The sequence below is a fragment of the Pseudomonas sp. CFBP2511 genome, from assembly GCF_030209255.1.
In the GTDB taxonomy this organism is placed as follows: Bacteria; Pseudomonadota; Gammaproteobacteria; order Pseudomonadales; family Pseudomonadaceae; genus Aquipseudomonas; species Aquipseudomonas avellanae.
In genome coordinates this window covers 1-24,189 of the sequence record NZ_JARVSI010000021.1, presented here as the reverse complement: position 1 = coordinate 24,189, position 24,189 = coordinate 1, and the positions used below count along the sequence as shown (strand labels likewise).

The following is a 24,189-nucleotide window of genomic DNA, read 5'->3' as shown; positions in this document are numbered from 1 at the left end:
CTGATGAGCACGCCCACCGGCCAACCTGCTTATGTGCTCCACAGCCGTGCGTATCGTGAAAACAGCGCGCTGGTCGATTTCCTCACGCCTCAGGGCCGCCTGCGTGCGGTGCTGCGCAGCGCCAAGGGCAAGGCCGGTTCGCTGGCGCGGCCGTTCGTGCCGCTGGAAGTCGAGTTTCGCGGGCGTGGCGAACTGAAAAACGTCGGTCGTATGGAGAGCGCAGGGGTCGCCACCTGGATGACCGGTGAAGCACTGTTCAGCGGCATGTACCTCAACGAACTGCTGATTCGCCTGCTGCCCGCCGAAGACCCGCATCCCGCCGTATTCGAACACTACGCCGCCACCTTGCTGGCCCTCGCGCTGGGTCGTCCGCTGGAACCGCTGTTGCGTTCGTTTGAATGGCGCTTGCTCGACGACCTGGGCTACGGCTTTGCAATGGACGCTGATATCAACGGTGAACCGCTGGCGGTTGATGGCATGTACCGTCTACAAGTGGATGCCGGGCTTGAACGGGTCTACCTGCTGCAGCCTGGCCTTTTTCAGGGCGCAGAGCTGCTGGCCATGTCCGACGCCGACTGGAGCGTTCCCGGTGCGTTGTCGGCGGCCAAGCGCCTGATGCGTCAGGCGCTGGCGGTGCACCTGGGCGGTCGCCCGTTAGTCAGCCGTGAACTGTTTCGCAAGCCGTAATCAGGCCTTATGCTTCACAGCCCCGATAAAACATCAGTCTGTACACTTTTCTGGAGACAGCCGTGACCCAAAGCACTCGCATCCTTCTTGGCGTGAACATCGATCACGTGGCCACTTTGCGTCAGGCCCGCGGCACGCGTTACCCGGACCCGGTCAAGGCCGCGCTGGATGCCGAAGAGGCGGGCGCTGATGGCATTACCGTGCACTTGCGTGAAGACCGTCGGCATATTCAGGAGCGTGACGTTCTGCTGCTCAAGGACGTGCTGCAGACGCGCATGAATTTCGAGATGGGCGTGACCGAAGAAATGCTCGCGTTTGCCGAGCGTATCCGGCCTGCACATATCTGCCTGGTGCCGGAGACGCGTCAGGAACTGACCACGGAAGGCGGTCTGGATGTTGCCGGGCAGGAGGCGCGGATCAAGGCCGCCGTCGAGCGGCTGGCGAAAATCGGTTGCGAGGTGTCGCTGTTCATCGATGCCGATGAGCGCCAGATTGCTGCATCAAAACGTGTCGGCGCACCGGCCGTCGAACTGCACACCGGTCGCTATGCCGATGCCCAGACCCCGACCGAGGTCGCCGAAGAACTGCAGCGGGTTGCCGACGGCGTAGCGTTTGGTCTCGCGCAGGGCCTGATCGTCAACGCTGGTCATGGCCTGCACTACCACAACGTCGAGGCAGTGGCTGCGATCAAGGGCATCAACGAACTGAACATCGGCCACGCGCTGGTGGCCCATGCACTGTTCGTCGGCTTCAAGGCGGCGGTGTCAGAGATGAAGGCGCTGATCGTGGCGGCTGCAGAACACCGCTAGATCTGAGATCTGACTATGTGACCCGGTGCAAGCCGGGCTATAGTGCTACCGACGATTGGGGAGTTACTCAAATAGACGCTCGGGTGCAAGAACATAACGCGCAGGCCTAGCGTGTTTTTCTATATACCCTTCGTCAATAAAGCGTTTCAGCCAAAGTCGTGTTTGCGTACTTGACACTTCCAGAGCCGTGGCTATTTCGTCTTCCTTCATGGGATGTTTCAAAATGTCCTTCAACACATCATGAACGGTTTTTAATAAAGCGTCTGCCGGGCTAATTGATGGTTTTTTTGCTGTCTTCTTTCTAGGCTTTCTTTTTTTGACTGCCGGGGCAACAGCGTTGGTGATTGGCTGCCGATAGTCAACAGGGCACACTTCATTTGTCTCTACCTGTGAAAGCAGATCGTGAGAGAGGCTGATGTCCGGGTTGTCATTGACTGAAGAGGTCACGCCTTGCTTTTCGCCCATTCCGTTTGCGGGGTACTCAAACATTTTTTTGAAGTCGGATCTTGTTTTTGGATTAGGCCATGGCAGTGCGCCTTTATTCGTCAGTGCACTTAGAGCCTCTGATGGCGTACCTGTGGAGCGCACATAAACTTTAACTAACTTCAGTTTCTCCAGTTGCTCTACAGCACCTGACCATGTGCCGCCCTTGTTAACTTCTGCGTTGACTACCAGCGATGCATCGGAAAGCGCATAAATGAGCTTGTTCCTTTGCATCGCATGCCCGACACTGAAAATAGAGGCTGGATCGTAGGCAGAGACGAGGACGAGCTGACCACTCATGAGGTAGGGTCGGTTATCTCGATCAAGTGCTGCTCTGTCCAAGCGCTCAGCCATTACCTCACACACGTACCCGTTTTCGTACAACGACCCATTCATCGCTGCCCGATCTACACCTTTTGCGCCTCCGGAAATAATAGGAATTGACGAGTGTGCAGCCAGTTGACCGACCGTCGTCGAGTAGTCTATCAGTTCAGGCGGGACCTGCCTCGGGCCGACGACGGCGAGTCCGCCTGATTCAAATAAATCTATGTTGCCGCAGCCATATAAAATGGCCGGAGCATTTTCTTTTAATCGTGCTTTCAGCCGTCTCGGATAGATACTGTCTGCCCGACTGATTACCCATATGCCACGTGCTTCCCAGTGTTCAATAACCTGGCTTAACAGAAAACCTCTATTAAGTAGCTTTCTAAGCCTTGTTTCATCAACGACTGTCTGACAAGCAGCAATCAATTCGGATCCACTCGCGGCCGTCAAATCCGCCGGCTGCCGTTGCATGTGTCTCAGGTGCATAGCCAAACGTTTATATTCTGCAGGCGAGAGCAGGTCCTTGGAAGGAGCATTTCCAATAATCAAGGGTGCAGTCAGCAGTAATATAGCTTGAGTATTCGGAGACAGGTCCGGCGTCATTCTTGGTGTCCACTAAAGGCAAGTGCTAATGGCCATACCTCGCCACCCCCGTTTTTTCGCAGAAGCCAGGCAGCGGTGGTGAAGGTCCAACGTGAGTTGACAATATCATCTATCAGCAATACAGGGCCAGTCGGGAATTTTTCAGTTACCAGGGCCATCGACCCGTCTACGTTCAAGGCCTGCTGAGTGGAGTTGGCCATGGCCTTCTGTTCTTGCCGATGCACTGTTTTTGTCAGCACCTCATGAAATGGCAAGCCTAGTTTGCAGGCTAAACGGCGGGCAAACGCAGGCACCAGATCAGGGTGACGGAGAGACGGGATTGATGTGACCCATGTGGGGGCTGGTTGAGGGTTCCAGTCCTTAAACATTTTTACACAAGCATCCAGAAGCTCATCGCCGAAAGACTTCCTCACGTAGCGTCCGTATTTTACCTGCGCACCCCATCCAGAGTCTCCCCATACGCAGAGTGCTCGTCCCTGTTGCGCTTGATGAGCTGGGGTGATGTTACCGCTTGTTCGGTAGTGAGGCATCACGCCTGCAGGCCACTTTTTTCTGGGATCGATAGAAATATTTGAGCGACATAAAAAATCATTCGCATCTTGTTCAGCCTGCTGGCTGACTGTGGCTGAGAAAGGTTTGAGTGTGGGGGCTACTACGGATGCTGGGTTACCGTCCAGAGCGCGTATCAGAAACTGCATATGATGGCCAAAGGGAAGCTCACAGTAGCTCTTCATTTCCTGGAGTTCTTGTTGACGAAGGGATGTCATATTCTCTGCCCTTGCCCAGAATTCAGGATTCAGTTTTAAATAGTTGAGATGCCATTTAGGCTTTTCATAAACGATAGGGGTGGGGAATTCCAGTGCCATCAGGTTTAATGCTTGTTCAATTCGGCCCTTTCCAAAGTTTAAGAACTTCATAAGTGTCGGTACCGTTAAGCCGTCTCGATGTTCAGTCAATACAGCTATTATCTTTTCCACCAGCGCTGGAGACGGAAACGCATTGTCGATGAAAAAGTTATTTATGCTTTTTTCTTCATCACCATAAAGTAGAATGCCGTAGGCGTCAGGTAATGCCCGACCCGCTCGCCCGACTTGTTGATAATAGGCTACGACGGAACCTGGCATCTGGTAGTGTATGACGAATGACAGGTCAGGTTTGTCGTAGCCCATTCCTAATGCCGTCGTGGCGACGACGGCTTTCAGCAGATTGTCATCAAGATTTTTTTCAATGGCTGCCCGGTCTTCCGTTTGCCCCGTATACGCCTCAACGGCAAAGCCCTTGTGCTTCAACCATCGGGTAAGTTCTTCCGCATCGCGTACCGTGAGAGCATATATGATTCCACTGCCTTTCAAACAGTTCAGGTGTTCTGCGATCCAGGCCATGCGTTGTGCCTGGTTCGGTATGTATAGAGTTTGCAGCGTCAGTGAGGCGCGGTTCAAGTCGCCACGTGATATCTCAATATCAGGGCCTAATACATGAGTGAGGTCATTAATTACTCGATCGTTTGCAGTCGCTGTTGTTGCCAGAACTCTCATGTTCGGAGGCAGCTTTTTTATTGTTCTTTCCAGTAGTCGGTAGTGTGGTCTAAAATCATGCCTCCAGTCGGAAATACAATGGGCTTCGTCTACAACCAGGAGGGAAATGTTTGAAGCTAATTGTGGTAGTGATTTTTCGCGAAATCGACTATTGGCAAGTCGCTCTGGCGAAATAATTAAAATATCAACGTTGTCTGCTTCGATCAATTGCTCGATGGACACCCACTCGTCTTCATTGTCTGAATTGATGTGTGCGGCTTTTACACCCATTCGAGTCGCGGCCAAAGTCTGATTTCTCATTAGCGACAGCAGAGGCGATATTAATACAGCAGGCCCTTGTCCTTGCTCGCGTAGAAGTTTAGTAGCGATGAAGTATACGAAGCTTTTTCCCCATCCTGTTTTTTGCACTACAAGCATTCTATTATTGCCATCCACAATACCTTGAATGGCCTCTCTTTGGCCATTGCGAAATTGGGCGGTCGGATTATTCGAACCCGTACGAAGTAATTCGAGGGCGCGCGAGTGGTTATAGTTCACGTTTAAGCTTTCCTTGCTTTGAATTGAGTTTTCTTTCACTGCCTGAGTGAGACTAGACATCCTTGGCTTACATTTCAGTCATGCAACCAAATCAAAATATTTTACGAGTGATGTCTATGTGCTAGCCGCTTTTACTATAGATGCAGCCATCGATCAAGGCTTACGCCCCACAATCACCGCACGCATTGGCGCTGGCAGTCCTTCGACCGTCTTGCTGTGATCGTTAGGGTCCAGGTAGTCGCCCAATGACTGAAAGCGCATCCACTCTGTGCTGCGCTGCTCTTCGACCGTCGTGTGGCTCACATCAACACAGCGCACATCGGTGAAGCCTGCGCGGCGCATCCATAGCTCCAGCGCCGGCACTGAGGGCAGGAACCACACGTTGCGCATTTGCGCATAACGGTCTTCCGGCACCAGCACCTGATGCACATCGCCAGGAATCACCAGCGTTTCCATCACCAACTCGCCCCCTTTGACCAGGCAGTCTTTCAACGCCAGCAAATGGTCAATGGGCGATTTGCGGTGATACAGCACGCCCATGGAAAATACCGTGTCGAAACCTTCCAGGTTGGCGGGCAAGTCTTCAAGTGCGAACGGCAGGTGCCAGGCGGGCAGGTCGGGCAGGTAGCGTTGCATGGCCTGGAACTGGCAGAAGAACAGCCAGTTGGGGTCGACACCAATCACGCTGTCCGCCCCGGCACCGAGCATGCGCCACTGGTAATAACCATTGCCGCAGCCCACATCCAGAACACGCTTGCCCTTCAAGTTGAGGTGCGGTGACACCCGTGACCACTTCCAGTCCGAGCGCCATTCGGTGTCGATGTGCACACCGAACACATTGAACGGCCCCTTGCGCCACGGCGATAAACCGAGCAACGCCTTGCGCAGCACAGTACGGGTTTCGCCGTCGCACTCGGTTTCCAGAGTAAAGCTGTCAGTCAGATCGACCTTCTCGGGTTGCAGGGCCGGCAGGGCGTCCAGCGCGCTTTGCCAGCGTTGCAGATCGCCGTGGCCTTTGCTCATCTTGGTGTCGAGTTGTGCTTGCAGGCCATTGGCCCATTCAGCCAGAGGGGTGCCCGCCAGACGACGGGCAAGAGGTGCGAGATCAATCATGGCAGGGCAATCAACGAGGCAAAGTTAAGGCACTGGAACCAGGGCACCACCTTGGAAAAACCGGCGGCGAGCAGGCGTTGGCGGTGTTCTTCAAGGCTGTCGGGTTTCATGACGTTTTCGATGGCGCTGCGTTTCTGGGCAATTTCCAGATCGCTGTAGCCGTTGGCGCGCTTGAAGGCGATGTGCAGATCGGTCAGCAGCGCGTGCTCCTGCTCGTCGTTGAACCGTAGTTTTTCCGACAATATCAGCGCGCCGCCCGGCACCAGCGCACTGCGAATGCGGCCAAGCAGGGCCAGGCGTTGTTCGGGCGCAACAAACTGCAGGGTGAAATTCAGCGCAACCACTGAGGCGGGCTTGAACGCCAACGCCAGAATGTCACCTTCAATGACCTGCACCGGCAACAACTCCTGAAACATGGAATTCTGCGCATTGAGGTATTCACGGCAGCGCTCGACCATCGCAGTGGAGTTATCGATTGCAATGACTTCACAGCCGTCGCTGCGTACATGGCGGCGCAGGGCCTGAGTCACCGCGCCCAGTGAGCAGCCAAGGTCATACAAAACGGTGTCGGGCTGGGCAAATTGCGCGGCGAGCACGCCGAGGTTTTCGACAATCGCCGGGTAGCCGGGCACCGAGCGCTTGATCATGTCCGGAAAAACCCGCACCACGTCTTCGTTGAAGGCGAAGTCAGGCACCTGGGGCAAGGGCTGGGCGAAAAGGCGGTCGGGTTCTTTGCTCACGGCGGTTCCGGCGAAGGCTTTGAAAGGCGGGCATTCTAGCCAAGTTGTCGACGGGATGCATGGTGCAGCGCGCGCCTTCGGACAAGCCGCGCGCAAATAGTCAGTTCACCGTGATTGCGCACTCGAAGGTCTGCTCCGGCGGCACCTCCGGAGCCCACGGCTGCTGGTAGGTCATCACCAGTCGCCCGGTCCCTGCGTCAGTTGCCTTGTAGCGCCAGACCGACTGCCCACCGTTGCCGACCATCTCCTTGCTCTCGGCGTTGGCGTACACCTCCGGCCCAAGGCTGCGCAGGATACTTTGCGCCGGGTTCTGGGTCAGCCAGCGAAAGCCGGTCGTCGGGTTGCTGGGCAGCGTGAGGATCAGCGTCTGACCGGTTTTGAGGGCCAGTGGGCAATCGCTTTGCGTGTCGATGGAAACGATGTTCTTGGGCGTTTGCGCACACGCCGTCAGCAGCGCAAGGCTCAACGGTGCAAGAAAACGAACAGGGGGCATGGCAAGTTCCGGTTTTGCGAGACGAGGCGCAAGGATAACCGATCAGGGTTTTAGGGGGGAGTGCGGCAGGTATACCGCTCAGGATCGGACGCAGAGCGTCCATAGCGGAGTGCCGACGCGGAGCATCGGCACGATAGTCAGTTACATTTGTGCATTACGATGAGCGCGGGAGCGAGAGTCGGTATGCGACTTGCCCCCGCTCAATCTTTAAAACAACACCTTCACCACATCGGCAAAGCGCTTGGCAAAATGCACGGTGATGCCTTCTTTGAGGTAATCCGGCAGCTCTTCAAAGTTGCCACGGTTAGGCTCTGGAAGAATCAGTTCGTGGATCTTCTGCCGGCGCGCTGCAATGACTTTTTCGCGTACCCCACCAATCGGCAGGACGTGCCCGGTCAGGGTCAGCTCGCCGGTCATGGCCACGCCTTTTTTCGGCGGCTGATTGCGCGCCAGAGACAGCAAGGCACTGGCCATGGTCACGCCCGCACTCGGGCCATCCTTCGGGGTGGCGCCCTCGGGAACGTGGACGTGCACAAAGGCCTCGTCGAAGAACTTCGCGTCGCCACCAAACTTCGACAGGTTGGCGCTGACGTAGCTGTAGGCGATTTCCGCCGACTCTTTCATCACATCGCCCAACTGCCCGGTCAGTTTGAAGCCCCGGTTCAGGGTGTGGATACGCGTCGCCTCGATCGGCAGCGTAGCGCCGCCCATGCTGGTCCAGGCCAGGCCAGTAATCACCCCCGTGCCCGACAGCACTTGTTCACTGCGGAACACCGGCATGCCCAGCGATGCTTCAAGGTCTTTCGGCCCAATCTTGATGACCGAATCCGGCGCATCGAGCAGTTTGACGACCGCTTTGCGCACCAGCTTGCCCAGTTGTTTTTCCAGATGCCGCACACCGGCTTCCCGTGCATAGCCTTCGATGACCGCGCGCAGGGCCGTGTCACTGATGCTCAGCTTGCTCTTGGCAACGCCGGCTTTGGCCAACTGCTTTGGCCACAGGTGACGCTTGGCAATCGCCAGCTTTTCTTCGGTGATGTAGCCCGACAGACGAATCACTTCCATCCGGTCCAACAGCGGGCCAGGGATCGAGTCCAGGGTGTTGGCGGTGCACACGAACAGGACTTTGGAGAGGTCCAGGCGCAGGTCCAGGTAATGATCGAGGAATTCGACGTTCTGTTCCGGGTCCAGGGTTTCCAGCAGCGCAGACGCCGGGTCGCCCTGATAGCTTTGGCCCATCTTGTCGATTTCATCGAGCATGATGACCGGGTTCATCACCTCGACATCTTTGAGCGCCTGCACCAGCTTGCCCGGCTGGGCACCGATGTACGTGCGGCGGTGGCCCTTGATTTCGGCCTCGTCGCGCATGCCCCCCACACTCAGGCGGTAGAACGGCCGCCCCAGTGATTCGGCAATCGAACGCCCGACGCTGGTCTTGCCCACGCCCGGCGGACCTACCAGCAAGACAATCGACCCGCTGATCTCGCCCTTGTACGCACCCACGGCGAGAAATTCGAGAATCCGCGCCTTGATGTCATCCAGCCCGGCATGATGCTGATCCAGCACTTTACGGGCGTGCTTGAGGTCCAGCTTGTCAGCGCCGTAGACACCCCACGGCAACGAACTGGTCCAGTCCAGATAGTTACGCGTCACGGCGTATTCCGGCGAGCCGGTTTCCAGCACCTTGAGTTTGTTGATCTCCTCGTCGAACTTCTTGCGCGCCTGTGGCGGCAGGGTCTTGCCTTCCAGGCGCTGCTCGAACTGCTCGATGTCGGCGCTGCGGTCGTCCTTGCTCAGCCCCAGCTCCTGCTGAATGACCTTGAGCTGTTCTTTAAGGAAGAACTGACGCTGATGCTCGCCGATCTTGCGGTTCACCTCGGCAGAGATCTCTTTTTGCAGACGTGCGACTTCGACTTCCTTGCGCAGCATCGGCAGGACTTTCTCCATGCGCCTGAGCATCGGCACACAGTCGAGCACTTCCTGCAGTTCGACGCCGGTGGCGGAGGTCAGGGCCGCAGCGAAGTCGGTGAGTGGCGAAGGGTCGTTGGGGCTGAAACGGTTGAGGTAATTCTTCAACTCTTCGCTGTACAGCGGGTTGAGTGGCAACAGCTCCTTGATCGCGTTGATCAAGGCCATGCCGTAGGCCTTCACTTCGTCGGTCGGGTCATTGGGCTGCTGCGGGTACTCGACTTCCACCAGATAAGGCGGGCGATGATGCTTGAGCCAGGTGCGGATGCGCACGCGGCTCAGCCCCTGTGCGACAAACTGTAACCGGCCATTTTCACGACTGGCGTGGTGAACCTTGACCAAAGTGCCATACTCGGGGAGCGCATCGGTCTTGAAGTGGCGTGGATCTTCCTGCGGGGTGTCCATGAAAAACAGCGCCAGCGAGTGGTGCTCGGACTTGCTGACCAGCTCCAGCGTTTCTGCCCACGGTTCTTCGTTGACGATGACCGGCAAAACCTGCGCCGGGAAGAACGGACGATTGTGGATGGGGATGATGTAAACCTTGTCAGGCAGGTTCTGGCCGGGCAAGGCAAGTGAGGTGCTGTCGGAACTCAGAGACACTTCGTGCTCGTCTGCGTCATTGGGCAAATCTGGCGAGTCTGTCTGCTGGTCGCTCATGGGGCACCTGAGAAGTTGAACATGCTTGTTAGATGGGGCGACAACCCTCAGGTTTCAATAGTCTTGGTCGATAGTCTGTAAAGTGGTTTTAAAACTGCTATTTCATCGCTGTGAGGCCAGCTACTGCTGATCAGAGCTGACTTATTTATTTGCGGCACCGCCGTTATGGGTTGAATCCGGTATGACCAACGTATTGATCTCGGCATTAGTGGCTGGACTATGGATGGCATCGGCTGCGACTGCATCGGCAGCCACCTTCACCGCGCAGCTGTTCGACAAGCAGGGCCAGCCCCTCGCGGCCGCGGTCGTGACGCTCAAGGGGCCTCCCGGTTCAGCCGTAGCGCTGACGGCCGCCATGGACCAGCGTGAGCAGGAATTTGCGCCGCATGTGTTGGCTGTTCACGTCGGTACTGAAGTCAAATTCCCCAACAGCGACAACATTCGCCACCAGGTTTACTCCTTTTCTCAGGCCAAACGCTTTGAATTGCGCCTTTACGAGGGCACGCCCTCGGACCCGCTTCTGTTCGACAAACCCGGCGTTGTGGTGCTGGGCTGCAACATCCATGACTGGATGGTCGGCTATATCTACGTGACCAACGAGCCGTGGTTTGGTGTGACGGACAGCAACGGCGTGCTTAAATTTGAACATGTGCCCGCCGGACACTACGCCGCCACGCTCTGGCATCCACAAATAGAAGACATGCAGCCAGTGTCGGGTGGCGAGTTCGATGTGCCCGCAGCGGGCCTGTCGCAGCGCTTCAATCTGGCGGTCGAAGTGAAAAGCGAAGATAAACCTGTCAAACCCGCACCCGGTGGCTTCGGTGATGCTTTTCACAAGGCCGCACATGAATGAAGTTTAAGGTCAGCTTTCAGGCGCGTATCGCAGGGGTCCTGATTGCCCTGTTGCTGATTGTGGTGGGTGCAGTCTTTCTCGCGGTCAAGGTTGCAACCGGCGATGCAGTACGTACCCAGGCCCAGGCGCAACTGGAAGTGGGCAGCCGGGTGTTCGAGCGCCTGATCGATTTGCGTGGCAAGCGCCTGCGGGACGCTGTGCAATTGCTCTCGGCCGACTTCGGCTTTCGCGATGCAGTGGCGAGTGCCGACTCGTCGACCATTCGTTCGGTGCTGCTCAACCACGGCAAACGCATCAACGCCAGCGACATGTTCCTGCTGGGCATGGATGGCGTGGTGATTGCCAGCACTGAAACCCAGGTGCCCGAAGGTTCGAGGTTTATCTACGACCAAGCGCTGCGGGGCGCCAAGCGTTCCGGTCAGTCAGTGCTTATCGTCCCTGGCGGTGGAACACCCCACCTGCTGGTAGAAAGTACCGTTCTGGCACCGCTGCCCATTGGCCGCGTGGTCATGGGCTTTACCATCGACAGCGATATTGCCGAAGAGCTGCGTTCGCTCAGCGGGCTGGAAGTGTCTTTTCTCACGGTGGAAAACGGTCAGTCCGGCGATTTGATCAGTACCCAGCCGCCAGCCATGCATGCGGGTCTGGTCGAACTGATGCGCAGTTCTTCAGAAGGGCAGATGCTGCTCACCGAGCAATCGAACCTTAACTTCCTCAGTCAGACGCTGATGCTTGCCAAAAGCGACAATGGCGGTGACGGACAAGTGATCGCGCTGCTGCAAAGCCCGCTGGACAAGGCCTATCAAGCGTTTGCGCCGCTGGATGAAAAGATTTTCTGGATTTCCATGGCCGCCTTGCTGGCGTCGCTGATCGGCACGCTGGCGCTGGCTCGAAGTGTCTCGCTGCCGGTACGCGCACTGGCGACTGCTGCCAAACGCATCGGTGATGGCGACTATGAAACGCCGGTCACGATGGCCCGCAGCGACGAGTTGGGCATGCTCGCCGACGCGATCAACACCATGCAGCACGGCATCGCCGTGCGTGAAGGGCAGTTGGCGCACAACGCGCTGCACGACAACCTGACCGGGCTGCCCAATCGAGCGTTGGTGATGGAGCGTCTGGGCAGTTCGATTGCGGCAGATCGCCCGGTGGCATTGCTATACATGGGCATCGAGAACCTTAAAACGATCAGCGAGAGTTCGAATGCAGAGGGCGTTGATCAACTATTGCGTCAGGTCGGTCAGCGCTTGCAGAGCAACTCGCGTGCCGTCGATACCGTGGCCCGCCTGAGCGCCAACGAGTTTTTGCTGTTGCTGGACAACACGGCCAGCGACGGTGCAGTCGGTATTGCCGATGCCTTGCAACGCTTGCTCAGCGAGCCGCAGCGTATCGACAACCATGACTACGCGCTCGAATGCTGCATCGGCATCACGGTTTATCCGGAACACGGTGATTCGGCCCAGGAACTGGTCAACCGTGCGGCGATTGCACGCAAGGACGCAACCTTCCTGCCCGGTCGTCTGCAGATCTACCAGGACGGGCGTGATGTTGCTCACCAGCGCCAGATATGTCTGATCCGCGACCTGCGCAAGGCTCCGCAGAATGGCGAGCTAATGCTCCATTACCAACCCAAACTGGATATTCGCCAAGGCTATGTTCGTCAGGCTGAAGCCCTGTTGCGCTGGACTCACCCGCGCTTCGGCAATGTGTCGCCGGCCGAATTCATTGTGCTGGCCGAGCGTACGGGCAGTATCAACCTGCTGACAACGTGGGTTATCGAGGAAGCCATACGGCAACTGGCCGAGTGGCGTCAGCGCGGTCTGGTGCTGCAGGTATCGGTCAACATTTCCGCGGACGACTTGCTGGGCGACGACCTGGCCGGTTATGTCATGAAATTGCTCAAGCAGTACGGGCTGCCTGCTGAACAACTGGTATTCGAGATCACCGAGAGCGCGGTCATGAGCGAGCCGGAAAAAGCCCTGGTGGTCCTGCACCGCCTGCGCGACTGCGGCATCAGCCTGTCAATCGATGACTTCGGCACGGGCTACTCGTCACTGGCGCACTTGAAGCGCCTGCCGGTGCAGGAGCTGAAAATCGACCAGTCCTTCGTACGTGATCTGGACGAGACCAGCGAAGACGCTGTGATCGTGCGCTCGACCATCGAGATGAGCCATAACCTGGGGCTCAAGGTGGTTGCCGAGGGTGTCGAATACCAACACAGTCTGGACCTGCTGCGGCGCTGGCACTGCGATACGGCTCAGGGTTACCTGATTAGCCGGCCGCTGACGGCGGGTGCATTCGAGGCATGGATTGCTACATACCAGACATCACCCAGTCTTATGGCGCATTGATCCATGTCCTACAAAATCTCATTGCTGATGGGCTGCGTGCTGGCGGGGGCGGCAGGGTTTGCTCCGACGCTTGCGCTGGGTGACAACGGCCGGTTGATCGCTACAGGCGGTGCAACCAGCATTGAAGGCAGCGCCGGTGGTGGTATCACCCCGTGGGCGGTGATTACCGGTTACAGCGAGCAGGGCGAGTGGGGCGCGACGGCCTTCGCCACTCATGTGAACCTGCCGGATTACAACCTGGATGTAGCGGGGCTCGCGGTCGCCTATGGCAACCGCGTCGAGCTTTCCTACGCCCATCAGCGCTTCGACATCAGTAACCTGCAGCACAAGCTCAGTCTGCCTGACGACAACCTCAGTCAGGACGTGTTCGGGGTCAAGGTGCGACTGTTCGGCGACCTGATCTACGACAGCCTGCCGCAGGTATCGCTGGGCGTGCAGTACAAGCATCAAAACGACTTTCTGATCCCCAGTCTGGTGGGCGCTCAGCGTGATTCGGACGTCGAGGGCTACCTGACGGCCAGCAGGCTGTTCATGGGCGCAGCCTTCGGTTACAACGTGGTGGTCAACGGTGGCGTGCGTTACAGCCGCGCCAACGAAACCGGCCTGCTGGGTTTTGGCGGTGATCGGCGTGACAGCCGCAGCCTGCTCAAGGAAGGTTCGGTGGCGGTGCTGTTCAATCCGCGCTGGGCGCTGGGCGTCGAGTACCGTGAAAAACCCGACAACCTGTCGTTTGCTGGCGAGAGTGACTGGGCCGACGTGTTTCTGGGTTATTTCCCCAACAAACACGTGTCCGTGGTGCTGGCCTACGCCCGATTGGGGGAAATCGCTACGCTGGACAACCAGAACGGCACGTATCTGTCTGTGCAGGGGAATTTCTGATGCGCCGTGTGCTGATTGTTCTGATGCTGACGGTACTGGCTGGTTGCGCCCAGCAGCCGCCCAGGGATGACAGCCTCTATCAGGACCTTGGTCAGCGTGCCGGCATCCAGCGTATCGTCGAGGGCATGCTGCTGAACATCGCCAAGGATGAGCGCATTGTCGAGCACTTCAAGACGGTTAATATCGTGCGTTTGCGCGACAAACTGGTCGAACAGCTCTGTGTCGAAGCGGGCGGTCCTTGCCGCTACACCGGTGACAGCATGGCCGAGTCCCACAAGGGCCAGAACCTCACCCCAAGCGACTTCAATGCGCTGGTCGAAAACCTGATCGCAGCGATGGACACCGAGAACGTTCCGGTTCCGGTCCAGAACCGTTTGATCGCCCGGTTGGCGCCGATGCGTGGGGAAGTGCTTGGTAAGTGATATGACGCTCGCGCCAATGAGTGGGCATGCATTTGATGACGCTCTGCGTCAAATCTGTGCTGTTGAACAATGTCATGTCCTACGCGCATTCACTGCACATAAACGAAAGCGCTTTTTCACCGCGATGGCACTGACGACGCAGAGTGCGACGTAAGTGACGGCTGAGCGCTGACACTGATCCGGTATTTCGCTTACTTTGATCTTTCAAAGTCAGTCGCCGAGGGGCGAAAAGGTGCCTTGAGTCGTGAGCAAACATCACTGACATCGCAGAACCATGGTGTGACGCAGAGCGTCACGAAATGCATTCCCACCAGAGCGCGGGGCTGGTAGTCAGCGTGGGACCGAGCGTGCATCCCTCAACTCAACCGCGTCAGATACCCCGGCACTTCCTGCTCTGGCAATACCGACAACACTTTCAGGCGCTGGAGCATGCGTTGCCGGGCACGTTGCAGGTGTTCCTTGAGGTTCAAGGCGGCGGCGTCGAAAGCACCGTGCAGCAATAACTCAATGATCAGCCGGTGCTCGGCCAGCATCGCCTCATCCGCGCCAATATCCAGCAGCCGGTAGAAAATCCGGTTGATGATCATCGGGCTTTGCGCCTGGCTGATCAGGGTTGCGATCTTGCGGTTCTGCAAGCCTGCCAGGCATTGCTGATGCAGGTCTTCCTCAAGGCGTTCTATGTCCTCCAGGCTGCATTGTTCGGCGTTTTGCGCCTCAACGACCCTGGTCAGCATGGCCTCCAGGGTTTCGCGACTCAGTTGCGGGGCAGTCAGGCGCAACGCCTCTGGTTCAAGACAGGCGCGCAGTTCGTAATCCTCGGTGATCTCCCGCGCGGTCAACGGCCCGGCCAGCCATTGTGAATAAGGCTCTTTTTCCACCAGGCCGCGATCACGCAGGCGCATCAGCGCCTCACGCACCACCGAGCGGCTGACGCCGTAGTGCTGCGCGGCGCTTTGCTCATCCAGGCGATAGTGGCCGAAGGCGATACACGCCGACAGCGCCGCGCCGATCTCGTCATGAATGCGTTCGCCGAGCGGACGTGTGTCGACCAGTTCTTCATTGCTGTCCAGGCCGAACTGCCTGTGGCTCAGGCTCAAGCGCAACGGCTCGACGTGCTGGCGCTCTGGATTGACCAGATAACCCCGACCGTCGAAACGACTGATCAAGCCTTCTTCGTGCAGCAGGTTAAGTGCCTTGCGCACCGGCACCCGGCTGGTACCGAACAGCTCCCCAAGCGGCGCTTCAAGTAATACCAATCCCTTGGCGGCCGCGCCCGAGACAATGGCATTACGCAATACTTCTCGAATCATTGCGTAACGCGATGCGGTGCGCGAGTCCTCTTCTGACATCGTTTTCATACACTTCTGGCGGCTGACGGGCGATTCTCGCACAGATGCGCCGTTGTCACCTTGGGCTACGTCCTGACGCTCACTCATGGGGCCACCGTTACTTTTTTGCACTAAAATGTATCTTTTATAAAAGATACATTATTTCTTTATGACGCTTCGATTCTCGGCCAGACCTCCCGTTCTGACCGAATGACTCCTTTGCAGAAAGAGTTCTAGCACGGCGGTTACAGCTTCACAGCGCCTGAATGGCGACGGTGACGAATGACTGATTCAAGCAGATTGGCATGGAATCTGCCTTTATTAAATGTACATTTTATTAATAAGTACATTTTAAGGTGTGATACCCATGACCGATACCAGGAGTCACAGCGTCACCCGTGATGCCTGCGCAATGGCCGAAGCGTTTGCACAGGGGCTCAGTGACCCGTTGCAGGTTCTGGAAGACGCCCTGCAACAGGCGACACAGGTCGATCATGTGTTCATCTCCATGAGTGTCGAACGTGCCCGCAGGGAAGCCGAAGCGTCCGCGGCCCGCTGGAGGCACGGACAGCCGCTTAGCCCGTTCGACGGCGTGCCGGTCGCCTGGAAAGACCTGTTCGATGTCGCCGGTTGCGTCACGACCGCGGGCGCTACGGTGCGCAACAACCTGTCGCCAGCCTTGCTGGATGCGCCGAGCGTCGGGCTGCTGGCGCGTGCTGGCATGGTCAGCCTGGGCAAGACCAACCTCAGCGAATTTGCCTATTCCGGGTTGGGCCTGAATCCGCATTTCGGCACGCCGATCAACCCGATGAGCGATGGCTCGCCGCGCATTCCCGGTGGGTCTTCTTCGGGGTCGGCGGTGGCGGTGGCTGCCGGGATCGTGCCGATTGCGATGGGCACCGACACTGCGGGCTCTATCCGCATTCCTGCTGCTTTCAATGGTCTGGTCGGTTTTCGCAGTACCAGCCTCCGTTACAGTCGCGACGGCGTGTTCCCGCTGGCGCTGACTCTGGACAGCGTCGGCCCGCTGACCCGTAGCGTGCGCGATGCGCTGGTGATCGACGACCTGCTTTGCGCGCGCAGCAAACCCACTTCACTGCTACCCCGCAGCCTTGCCGGTCAGCGTTTTCTGGTCGATCGGGCCGTGCTGGAAGACGAGCGCGTTGCGCCTGCCGTTCGCGACAACCTGTTGCGCGCCGTCGAGGCTTTGCGGGCCGGCGGTGCGTTGATCGAGATGGGCCATTGCCAGGCCTTTCAGGCCACCTTGCAAGTGATCCAGCAGCACGGCTGGCTGGGTGCTGCCGAGGCCTTCGCACTGCATCAGTCGTTGCTCGACAGCGACGCCGCCAGCCAGCTCGACCCTCGGGTTCGCAAGCGTCTGGAGGCCGCGCGCCACATGCCTGCCAGCTTGCTGGTCAATCTGTACGCCGCGCGGGAACGCTTGCAGGAGCAATTGACCCTCGAACTTGATGGCGCGCTGCTGATCACCCCAAGCGTTGCCCACGTTGCACCGCCGCTCGCGCCGCTGTTGAACGACGAAGAACTGTTCATTCAGACCAACCTCGCCACGCTGCGCCTGACCATGCCCGGCAGCCTGCTGAACATGCCCGGCGTGTCGCTGCCCAGCGGCCGCGATGCCTCGGGCCTGCCCACCGGGCTGCTGCTCAGCGCTCCGGCGGGAGAGGACGCGCGCCTGTTGCGCGCGGCTCTGACGGTGGAGTCGTTGCTCAACCAACCTTGAAAGCAAGCACCTTGAAAGCAGCACTTTGAAAGCAGGCACCTGAACACTGCAAACCGGCGCGCGTGCTGAACACCGCGTAGCCGTTCTGATTAACCAGCGGGAGAAGCAAGATGGCCAAAGAAATTCTGTGTGCGTTTGGTGTAGATGTCGATGCCGTCGCGGGCTGGCTCGGCTCGTATGGCGGCGAAGATTCGCCGGACGATATCTCGCGCGGGCTGTTCGCCGGGGAAGTCGGTGCGCCACGTTTGCTCAAGCTGTTCGAGCGTTACGGCCTGCGCACCACCTGGTTCATTCCGGGGCATTCGATGGAAACGTTCCCGGAGCAGATGAAGGCCGTGGCCGACGCCGGGCATGAAATCGGCGTGCATGGTTACAGCCATGAAAACCCGATTGCGATGACCCCCGAGCAGGAAGAAATCGTCCTCGATAAGTCTATCGAACTGATCACCCAAATGACCGGCAAGCGCCCGACCGGCTACGTCGCGCCCTGGTGGGAATTCAGCAACGTCACCAACGAGCTGCTGCTCAAGAAGGGCATCAAGTACGACCACAGCCTGATGCATAACGACTTTCATCCTTACTACGTTCGCGTCGGCGACAAGTGGACCAAGATCGATTACAGCCAGCATCCCGACACCTGGATGAAACCGCTGGTGCGCGGCGAAGAAACCGATCTGGTGGAAATTCCCGCCAACTGGTACCTCGACGACCTGCCGCCGATGATGTTCATCAAGAAAGCGCCGAACAGCCACGGTTTCGTCAACCCACGGCACCTGGAAGAGATGTGGCGCGACCAGTTCGACTGGGTCTATCGCGAGCACGAACACGCTGTCTTCACCATGACCATTCACCCGGACGTGTCTGGTCGCCCGCAAGTGCTGCTGATGCTGGAGCGCTTGATCGAGCACATTCAAAGCCATGCCGGCGTCAAGTTCGTCACTTTCGACGAAATAGCCGACGACTTCGTGCGTCGCAACCCCCGTACCCGCTGATTCATTGCCCTGTCCGAGGCGTCACTCATGTCCATTTACAACAAGCTCGACCTGACCGGCTGGAAACCTGAGCAACTGACTCCAGAGCAAGTACGGTTCGCCACATGGATTGCGTTTTTCGCGTGGGTGTTTGCGGTATACGACTTCATTCTGTTTGGTACGCTGCTACCGGAAATCGGTCGGCATTTCAGCTGGAGTGAGGTCGAACAGGCCGAAATCGCGACCTGGGTCGCGGTCGGCACGGCGGTGGTGGCATTGGCCATCGGTCCGCTGGTAGATCGCCTGGGACGGCGCGTGGGTATCATTTTCACTGTGAGCGGTTCGGCAATCTGCTCGGCGCTCACGGCCATAGGCGGGTCGTGGGGCAAATCGCCGCTGATCCTGATTCGTTCGCTGGGCGGTCTGGGTTATGCCGAAGAAACGGTCAACGCGACCTACCTGAGCGAAATCTACGCCGCGTCCGACGACCCGCGTCTGGCCAGGCGCCGTGGCTTCATCTACAGCCTGGTGCAGGGTGGCTGGCCGGTCGGTGCGTTGATCGCGGCAGGGCTGACCGCCGTGCTGCTGCCGATCATCGGCTGGCAGGGTTGCTTCGTGTTCGCGGCCATCCCGGCCATCGTCATTGCGATCATGGCGCGCAAACTCAAGGAGAGCCCGCAGTTCCAGATCCATCAACGCATCACTCAGTTGCGCAAGAAAGGTGACGTGAGCCAGGCGCAGGCCGTGGCGCAAACCTATGGGGTCGATTACGACGAGCACAGCAAAGCGGGCATCGGTGCTGCCTTCCGCGGTTCTTCGCGTCGCGCCACGCTGGTGATCGGTGCTGCGATCCTGCTCAACTGGGCAGCGATTCAAGTGTTCAGCGTGCTGGGCACGACGGTGATCGTCAGCGTTCACCACATCTCGTTTGAAAACTCGCTGATCATTCTGGTGCTGTCCAACCTGGTGGGCTACTGCGGCTACCTGTGCCACGGCTGGATGGGCGATCGCATTGGCCGTCGCAACGTCATCGGTCTTGGCTGGATGCTTGGCGGCCTGGCCTTCGCTGGCATGCTCTACGGGCCGAGCAGCATGGTGACGGTCGTTGGCTTATACAGCCTTGGGCTGTTCTTCCTGATCGGCCCTTATTCGGCGGCTTTGTTCTTCATCAGCGAAAGCTTCCCGACCAGCATTCGTGCTACCGGCGGCGCAATCATCCACGCCATGGGCCCGCTGGGTGCCGTGGTAGCAGGTTTCGGTGCCACGTCGGTCTTGAGTGCCGGCGGCGACTGGCAGACCTCGGCGTTGTACTTTGGCGCAGTGCCTTGCTTCCTGTCCGGCGCGCTGATGTTCGCGGCCAGGCATGTGCGACCTGAAACCGTGAAATAAGGAGCAACCCATGACTCGTAAAGTTGCAATGATAACCGGTGCTGCCAGCGGCATCGGTCAGGCGCTGGCAGTGGCCTTCGCTCGGCAGGGTGTTGCGGTGGCAGGCGGGTATTACCCGGCGGACCCGCATGACCCGGATGAAACCCGCAGGTTGGTTGAAGAGGCGGGCGGCGAATGCCTGATGCTGCCGCTGGACGTGACCTTCACAGCGTCGGTCGATGACCTGGCCGCAGCGGCGATCAAGGCGTATGGCCGAATTGACTACGCGGTGGCCAACGCCGGATTGCTGCGCCGTGCGCCTTTGCTGCAAATGACCGACGAGCGCTGGAACGAGATGCTCGACGTGGACCTGACCGGCGTGATGCGCACCTTCCGGTCGGCTGTTCGGCACATGGGCGAGGGCGGCGCGCTGGTGGCTATTTCCTCGATTGCCGGCGGTGTTTATGGCTGGCAGGACCATTCCCACTATGCCGCCGCCAAGGCTGGCGTACCGGGCCTGTGCCGTTCGCTGGCGGTGGAGCTTGCGCCCAAAGGCATCCGTTGCAATGCCGTGATACCCGGCCTGATCGAGACGCCACAGTCACTGGACAGCGAGAACTCGCTGGGGCCCGAAGGCCTGGCACAGGCGGCCAAGGCCATCCCGCTGGGTCGCGTCGGCCGAGCGGACGAAGTCGCCGCGCTGGTGCGTTTTCTGTGCAGTGACGAAGCCAGCTACCTGACCGGGCAAAGCATCGTGATCGACGGCGGCCTGACCGTGCGCTGGCCGGGCTAGATCGCGCAAACTCAACCAAGGACCCCAACCCATGCAACAACTCAAACAAAAGCGGGCAGTGATTACCGGTGCAGGCAGCGGCATTGGTGCTGCCATCGCCCGCGCCTACGCCGTTGAAGGCGCGCATCTGGTGCTGGGTGATCGTGATCCGGTCAACCTGGCAAACGTCGCCGAACACTGCCGCCAGCTCGGCGCGCAGGTGCATGAATGCGTGGCCGACGTCGGCAGTGTCGAGGGTGCACAGGCCAGCGTCGATGCCTGCGTCGAGCATTTCGGCGGCATCGACATTCTGGTCAATAACGCTGGCATGCTCACCCAGGCACGCTGTGTCGACCTGAGCATCGAGATGTGGAACGACATGCTGCGCGTTGATCTGACCAGCGTGTTCGTGGCCAGCCAGCGGGCCTTGCCGCACATGATTGCGCAGCGCTGGGGACGCATCATCAACGTCGCCTCGCAACTGGGCATCAAGGGTGGCGCCGAACTGACCCATTACGCCGCCGCCAAGGCCGGAGTCATCGGCTTCAGCAAATCGCTGGCGCTGGAAGTCGCCAAAGACAACGTGCTGGTCAACGCCATCGCGCCCGGTCCTATCGAAACGCCGCTGGTGGCTGGCATCAGCAGCGCCTGGAAAACCGCCAAGGCCGCCGAGCTGCCGCTGGGTCGTTTCGGGCTGGCCGAAGAGGTCGCGCCCGTGGCTGTGCTGCTGGCCAGCGAGCCGGGTGGCAACCTGTTCGTCGGCCAGACACTGGGCCCCAATTCCGGCGATGTCATGCCATGAGCTTACTGCTGGAGAAGCGCTGATGTGTGGACTGTGCGGCCTGTTGGGCGAAGATGTGCACTGGAGCGACCCGCTGGCGACCGAGCTGCCACGGCGGCGTGAGCGCCTGCGGCGGATTGCGGCGATCAACAAGGTGGTTGCGCCGTTTCGTCTCAAGGTCGAAGACTTTCAAGGGGTGTCCTACCTGCTGCTCGGGGCGACCGGCAAGCAGGAATTGGCGACCGGTCTTGAGCAGTTATGGCAGAAGGCCGAACTGCTGATCGGACGCCCGCTCGACCCGCTGGATGCTCGCCTCCTTGACCATTTGCAGAGGTCATCATGAGCATTGCCCTCAACGTGATCACCGGCTTTCTCGGCAGCGGCAAGACCACACTGCTCAAGCGCCTGCTGGCCGATGAAAACATGGGCGACACCGCGCTGCTGATCAACGAGTTCGGTGATGTCGGCATCGATCATCTGCTTGTTGAAGAGGTCGCGCCGGACACCGTGCTGTTACCCAGCGGTTGCGTTTGCTGCACCGTTCGCGGCGAGCTGAAGGATGCTTTGCTGGGCCTGCTGGAGCGGCGCAATCGTTGCGAGATTCCGGCGTTTCGCCGGGTGATTCTGGAAACCACCGGCCTGGCCGATCCGGCCCCTATCCTCTCAACCCTGAGCAACGATCCGCAACTGCGCGGACGCTTTCACATCGGCCTGATCATCACGCTGGTGGACGCCTGCCACGCAACCCTGCAAGAGCGCCTGCACCCGGAGTGGCTGGCGCAAATCGCGGCGGCGGACCGGCTGTTGCTGAGCAAGACCGATCTGGTGGACGAGCCTGCACTCGACGCGTTGCGTGAGCACCTGCAGGCCCTGAATTTTTCCGCGCCGTTGCTGGACACCGCGCAGATCCACAGCGGCGATCAGTTGCTGCTCGGGGAGGGCGTGCGCAGTGCCGAACCGGCTGCCGAGGTAACACGCTGGCAACTGCATCGCGTCGAGTCGAGGTCGGCGCGGCATGGTGATGCGCAGGTCTGCTGCCTGACCTTCGACCGCCCGCTCGACTGGGTTGGTTTCGGGGTGTGGCTGTCGATGCTGTTAAGATGCCACGGCGAACGAATCCTTCGCGTCAAAGGACTGCTCAACGTGAACGACAACCAGGCCCCCATCGTGATTCATGGTGTGCAGCATTGCCTGCATGCACCGGTGCACCTCGCGGCATGGCCGGGTGAGGATCGCACCTCGCGGCTGGTGTTCATCCTGCGAGGTCTGGATGCGGAGTTATTACGGCGCTCGTTCGAGGTGTTCTCCAGCAGCTTCGCGCCGCCGCTCAACGAGTCGGCGGCATGACCATCACTTTACGTGTGCTCGGCACTTCGGTGACCTTGCTCGAGTCCTTGCGCGAGCGAGCCGAGCAGGAACTGGGCATCAAGCTGGTCTACCAGATTCATGACGTGCAGACCGCGCAGCGCATCGCGGTCATGCAGCCTGACAGCTACGACCTCTATGATCAGTGGTTTCACAACGTCGATTTCGTCTGGCCTGCGCGGGCGATTCAGCCCATCGACACGCGTCGTATTGCGCTGTGGCATGAGATCAACGACCTGCCCAAGCGCGGTCGTTTACGGCCCACCGATCAACCGGGCAGCGGCAGCGTGCCCAGCGAGCGCCTGTTCGTGCAGCACGACGGCAGCCTTGGCAGCACGGTGACCGAGCGCATCAGCATGTTGCCGCTGACCCACAACGCCGACAGTTTTGCCTATCGCCCCGAGCGCTTGCCGGACGGGTTGAGCCCTGCCGATGAAAGCTGGGGCTGGCTGCTGGATTCAGCGTGGGGCGGGCGTATCGCGTTACAAAGTGATGCCGCCATCGGCGCGCTGGATGCCGCATTGGCTGTACAGGGCGCGGGGCTTGCGCAGTTCAACGACATCGGCAACATGAGCATCGAAGAAATCGACCTGCTCGCCGATGTGCTGGTGCGCAAACAGCAGCAAGGGCACTTCGGCGCATTCTGGTCTGACGACGAAGAAGCTGCCGAACTGATGCTCAGCCCGACCATCGACATCCAGAGCCTGTGGTCACCGACCCTGGTCAGGTTGCACCGCGCTGGCGTGAAATACCGTGTGGCGGTGCCCAAAGAGGGCTATCGCGGCTGGTTCGGCGGGCTGTCCCTGTCGCGCTACGCCAAAGGGCCGGTGCTGGATGCAGCATATGCCTACCTGAACTGGTGGCTTTCGGGATGGCCGGGCGCAGTCATGGCGCGACAGGGGTACTACATCGGCAATCCGGCACGCAGCCGTGACCATCTGAGCGCCGCCGAATGGGACTACTGGTACGCAGGCTTGCCCGCCCGCGAACAACTGCTCGGCAGCGACGGCTTGCCCCTGATCGACGCCGGAGAGATCCGCGACGGCGGCTCCTACGAAGAACGCATGGGCCACATCGCCGTGTGGAACTCGGTCATGAACGAACACAACTACCTGGTACGCCGCTGGAGCGACATCCTGCGCGCCAGCGGCAAAAGCAGCGCGAAGGCTCGTTAGGCATCCGGGCTTCGGATGATTGTCGTGAAAATGTGCGCTGGTATGCACCGGGTGACGTCCGTCTTACATCTGTGCTGCCGCACAACGTCACGCCTTGCCCGCAAGCACTGCACATAAACGAAAGCGCCTTTTGATCACGATGGCACTGACGACGCAGAGTGCGACGTAAGTGACGGCGGCCCCCGGATCAGTGTCAGGGCGAAGGAACCCGACGAAGTCGGGCCGGAAACGGAG

The 24,189-nt window shown here is 59.0% G+C and carries 21 protein-coding genes; 14 read left to right on the top strand and 7 right to left on the bottom strand.

All coding sequences use genetic code 11. The features are described from left to right. Positions 1-3 precede the first annotated feature (3 nt). The gene (gene recO, locus QRN38_RS17255) at positions 4-687 is read left to right on the top strand and encodes a DNA repair protein RecO (RefSeq protein WP_003378472.1); all 684 of its coding nucleotides are present in this window, start codon (positions 4-6) and stop codon (positions 685-687) included. A gap of 62 nt (positions 688-749) precedes the next feature. Further along, positions 750-1,496, top strand: a complete 747-nt coding sequence (pdxJ, locus tag QRN38_RS17250) for a pyridoxine 5'-phosphate synthase (protein WP_024667684.1) — start codon at positions 750-752, stop codon at positions 1,494-1,496. A 63-nt stretch (positions 1,497-1,559) separates the two neighbouring features. On the opposite strand, the gene QRN38_RS17245 is transcribed toward pdxJ, so the two are convergent. The 6 genes from QRN38_RS17245 to lon all read right to left on the bottom strand — a co-directional run bounded on the left by QRN38_RS17245 (position 1,560) and on the right by lon (position 9,949). Next, positions 1,560-2,906: a DNA-processing protein DprA gene (locus QRN38_RS17245; RefSeq protein WP_024667685.1), complete on the bottom strand. Its 1,347-nt coding sequence runs from the start codon at positions 2,904-2,906 to the stop codon at positions 1,560-1,562. Continuing rightward, on the bottom strand, positions 2,903-5,038 hold the full coding sequence (locus QRN38_RS17240) for a RecQ family ATP-dependent DNA helicase (protein WP_235814757.1): 2,136 nt from the start codon (positions 5,036-5,038) through the stop codon (positions 2,903-2,905). Before QRN38_RS17240 ends, QRN38_RS17245 begins: the two co-directional genes overlap by 4 nt. Before the next feature lie 93 nt (positions 5,039-5,131). Next, positions 5,132-6,091 (bottom strand): tRNA 5-methoxyuridine(34)/uridine 5-oxyacetic acid(34) synthase CmoB, encoded by a 960-nt coding sequence (gene cmoB / locus QRN38_RS17235; RefSeq protein ID WP_057418895.1) that lies wholly within the window; start codon positions 6,089-6,091, stop codon positions 5,132-5,134. Further along, a complete protein-coding gene (gene cmoA / locus QRN38_RS17230; protein ID WP_010208701.1) occupies positions 6,088-6,831 on the bottom strand; it encodes a carboxy-S-adenosyl-L-methionine synthase CmoA in 744 nt (247 codons plus the stop codon). The genes cmoB and cmoA overlap by 4 nt, the downstream gene beginning before the upstream one ends. 100 nt (positions 6,832-6,931) lie before the next feature. Continuing rightward, positions 6,932-7,324, bottom strand: coding sequence for a protease inhibitor I42 family protein (locus tag QRN38_RS17225; RefSeq protein ID WP_005764773.1), 393 nt, complete (start codon positions 7,322-7,324; stop codon positions 6,932-6,934). Positions 7,325-7,531: 207 nt separating this feature from the next. Continuing rightward, on the bottom strand, positions 7,532-9,949 hold the full coding sequence (lon, locus tag QRN38_RS17220; protein WP_005620091.1) for an endopeptidase La: 2,418 nt from the start codon (positions 9,947-9,949) through the stop codon (positions 7,532-7,534). A 181-nt stretch (positions 9,950-10,130) separates the two neighbouring features. Between lon and QRN38_RS17215 the strand changes: the two genes are divergently transcribed. The 4 genes from QRN38_RS17215 to QRN38_RS17200 are packed head-to-tail and all read left to right on the top strand — an operon-like array spanning position 10,131 to position 14,454. Beyond that, positions 10,131-10,802, top strand: a complete 672-nt coding sequence (locus QRN38_RS17215; protein WP_007246805.1) for a methylamine utilization protein — start codon at positions 10,131-10,133, stop codon at positions 10,800-10,802. Continuing rightward, a complete protein-coding gene (locus QRN38_RS17210) occupies positions 10,799-13,153 on the top strand; it encodes a bifunctional diguanylate cyclase/phosphodiesterase (RefSeq protein WP_057418896.1) in 2,355 nt (784 codons plus the stop codon). Before QRN38_RS17215 ends, QRN38_RS17210 begins: the two co-directional genes overlap by 4 nt. A gap of 3 nt (positions 13,154-13,156) precedes the next feature. Further along, positions 13,157-14,032 carry a DUF3034 family protein gene (locus QRN38_RS17205; RefSeq protein ID WP_005764776.1) on the top strand — a complete coding sequence of 292 codons (876 nt, stop codon included), beginning with the start codon at positions 13,157-13,159 and terminating at the stop codon, positions 14,030-14,032. Continuing rightward, on the top strand, positions 14,032-14,454 hold the full coding sequence (locus QRN38_RS17200; protein ID WP_057418897.1) for a group I truncated hemoglobin: 423 nt from the start codon (positions 14,032-14,034) through the stop codon (positions 14,452-14,454). Before QRN38_RS17205 ends, QRN38_RS17200 begins: the two co-directional genes overlap by 1 nt. A 356-nt stretch (positions 14,455-14,810) precedes the next feature. On the opposite strand, the gene QRN38_RS17195 is transcribed toward QRN38_RS17200, so the two are convergent. After that, a complete protein-coding gene (locus tag QRN38_RS17195) occupies positions 14,811-15,803 on the bottom strand; it encodes a GntR family transcriptional regulator (RefSeq protein ID WP_375233348.1) in 993 nt (330 codons plus the stop codon). A 346-nt stretch (positions 15,804-16,149) separates the two neighbouring features. Between QRN38_RS17195 and QRN38_RS17190 the strand changes: the two genes are divergently transcribed. The 8 genes from QRN38_RS17190 (at position 16,150) to QRN38_RS17155 (ending at position 23,955) form a co-directional block, all read left to right on the top strand. After that, positions 16,150-17,523 carry an amidase gene (locus tag QRN38_RS17190; protein ID WP_057418898.1) on the top strand — a complete coding sequence of 458 codons (1,374 nt, stop codon included), beginning with the start codon at positions 16,150-16,152 and terminating at the stop codon, positions 17,521-17,523. A gap of 110 nt (positions 17,524-17,633) precedes the next feature. Then, positions 17,634-18,515 (top strand): polysaccharide deacetylase family protein, encoded by an 882-nt coding sequence (locus QRN38_RS17185; protein ID WP_004658231.1) that lies wholly within the window; start codon positions 17,634-17,636, stop codon positions 18,513-18,515. 27 nt (positions 18,516-18,542) lie between these two features. Beyond that, entirely contained in the window at positions 18,543-19,883 is a 1,341-nt protein-coding gene (locus QRN38_RS17180; protein ID WP_005764782.1) for an MFS transporter, read from the top strand. A gap of 10 nt (positions 19,884-19,893) precedes the next feature. Then, entirely contained in the window at positions 19,894-20,655 is a 762-nt protein-coding gene (locus QRN38_RS17175) for an SDR family NAD(P)-dependent oxidoreductase (RefSeq protein WP_057415630.1), read from the top strand. A 31-nt stretch (positions 20,656-20,686) separates the two neighbouring features. Next, positions 20,687-21,436 carry an SDR family NAD(P)-dependent oxidoreductase gene (locus tag QRN38_RS17170; protein WP_007246799.1) on the top strand — a complete coding sequence of 250 codons (750 nt, stop codon included), beginning with the start codon at positions 20,687-20,689 and terminating at the stop codon, positions 21,434-21,436. Between the two features lie 22 nt (positions 21,437-21,458). After that, positions 21,459-21,758: a hypothetical protein gene (locus QRN38_RS17165; protein WP_005764785.1), complete on the top strand. Its 300-nt coding sequence runs from the start codon at positions 21,459-21,461 to the stop codon at positions 21,756-21,758. Continuing rightward, complete coding sequence (locus tag QRN38_RS17160; RefSeq protein WP_057418899.1) at positions 21,755-22,762, top strand: CobW family GTP-binding protein; 1,008 nt, start codon at positions 21,755-21,757, stop codon at positions 22,760-22,762. Before QRN38_RS17165 ends, QRN38_RS17160 begins: the two co-directional genes overlap by 4 nt. Further along, positions 22,759-23,955, top strand: coding sequence for an ABC transporter substrate-binding protein (locus QRN38_RS17155; protein ID WP_057418900.1), 1,197 nt, complete (start codon positions 22,759-22,761; stop codon positions 23,953-23,955). Before QRN38_RS17160 ends, QRN38_RS17155 begins: the two co-directional genes overlap by 4 nt. The last annotated feature ends 234 nt before the right edge of the window (positions 23,956-24,189 follow it).

What these genes read in the sequence shown, in the direction of transcription:
- recO (WP_003378472.1), top strand. Translation starts at nt 4, where the DNA reads ATGAGCACGCCCACCGGCCAACCTGCTTATGTGCTCCACAGCCGTGCG.
- QRN38_RS17245 (WP_024667685.1), bottom strand. Translation starts at nt 2,906, where the DNA reads ATGACGCCGGACCTGTCTCCGAATACTCAAGCTATATTACTGCTGACT.
- QRN38_RS17240 (WP_235814757.1), bottom strand. Translation starts at nt 5,038, where the DNA reads ATGTCTAGTCTCACTCAGGCAGTGAAAGAAAACTCAATTCAAAGCAAG.
- cmoB (WP_057418895.1), bottom strand. Translation starts at nt 6,091, where the DNA reads ATGATTGATCTCGCACCTCTTGCCCGTCGTCTGGCGGGCACCCCTCTG.
- QRN38_RS17225 (WP_005764773.1), bottom strand. Translation starts at nt 7,324, where the DNA reads ATGCCCCCTGTTCGTTTTCTTGCACCGTTGAGCCTTGCGCTGCTGACG.
- lon (WP_005620091.1), bottom strand. Translation starts at nt 9,949, where the DNA reads ATGAGCGACCAGCAGACAGACTCGCCAGATTTGCCCAATGACGCAGAC.
- QRN38_RS17215 (WP_007246805.1), top strand. Translation starts at nt 10,131, where the DNA reads ATGACCAACGTATTGATCTCGGCATTAGTGGCTGGACTATGGATGGCA.
- QRN38_RS17210 (WP_057418896.1), top strand. Translation starts at nt 10,799, where the DNA reads ATGAAGTTTAAGGTCAGCTTTCAGGCGCGTATCGCAGGGGTCCTGATT.
- QRN38_RS17205 (WP_005764776.1), top strand. Translation starts at nt 13,157, where the DNA reads ATGTCCTACAAAATCTCATTGCTGATGGGCTGCGTGCTGGCGGGGGCG.
- QRN38_RS17200 (WP_057418897.1), top strand. Translation starts at nt 14,032, where the DNA reads ATGCGCCGTGTGCTGATTGTTCTGATGCTGACGGTACTGGCTGGTTGC.
- QRN38_RS17195 (WP_375233348.1), bottom strand. Translation starts at nt 15,803, where the DNA reads ATGTCAGAAGAGGACTCGCGCACCGCATCGCGTTACGCAATGATTCGA.
- QRN38_RS17190 (WP_057418898.1), top strand. Translation starts at nt 16,150, where the DNA reads ATGACCGATACCAGGAGTCACAGCGTCACCCGTGATGCCTGCGCAATG.
- QRN38_RS17185 (WP_004658231.1), top strand. Translation starts at nt 17,634, where the DNA reads ATGGCCAAAGAAATTCTGTGTGCGTTTGGTGTAGATGTCGATGCCGTC.
- QRN38_RS17180 (WP_005764782.1), top strand. Translation starts at nt 18,543, where the DNA reads ATGTCCATTTACAACAAGCTCGACCTGACCGGCTGGAAACCTGAGCAA.
- QRN38_RS17175 (WP_057415630.1), top strand. Translation starts at nt 19,894, where the DNA reads ATGACTCGTAAAGTTGCAATGATAACCGGTGCTGCCAGCGGCATCGGT.
- QRN38_RS17170 (WP_007246799.1), top strand. Translation starts at nt 20,687, where the DNA reads ATGCAACAACTCAAACAAAAGCGGGCAGTGATTACCGGTGCAGGCAGC.
- QRN38_RS17165 (WP_005764785.1), top strand. Translation starts at nt 21,459, where the DNA reads ATGTGTGGACTGTGCGGCCTGTTGGGCGAAGATGTGCACTGGAGCGAC.
- QRN38_RS17160 (WP_057418899.1), top strand. Translation starts at nt 21,755, where the DNA reads ATGAGCATTGCCCTCAACGTGATCACCGGCTTTCTCGGCAGCGGCAAG.
- QRN38_RS17155 (WP_057418900.1), top strand. Translation starts at nt 22,759, where the DNA reads ATGACCATCACTTTACGTGTGCTCGGCACTTCGGTGACCTTGCTCGAG.